The organism is Falsiroseomonas sp. RANM36, from assembly GCF_056682175.1.
The window spans coordinates 856,951-857,177 of record NZ_JBWXTD010000004.1 but is presented as its reverse complement, the minus strand read 5'-3'; the positions used below and the strand labels follow the sequence as shown (position 1 = coordinate 857,177).

The following is a 227-nucleotide window of genomic DNA, read 5'->3' as shown; positions in this document are numbered from 1 at the left end:
TTGGCCTTGAACTGGAAGCTGACGGTGCCGTTGAAGTCGGCCGGCGGGGCGTAGCTGTAGCTGCCGTCCTCGTTGAAGGTCAGGCCCGCGAGCCCGCCGCCCACCAGCGCGAAGGTCAGCGTGTCGCCGTCCACGTCCTCCGCCAGGCCCGCGACGGAGCCGTTCAGGCTGCCGTCCTCGGCGACCGTCCGCGTGTCGTCCGAGACGGTCGGCGCGTCGTTGACCGG

1 protein-coding gene is annotated in these 227 nt (G+C 71.4%); it reads right to left on the bottom strand.

Going from position 1 to position 227, the window contains the following annotated elements:
• On the bottom strand, positions 1 to 227 hold a 227-nt coding region (locus AC1MIR_RS17930; protein WP_480029543.1), incomplete at both ends, for an Ig-like domain-containing protein.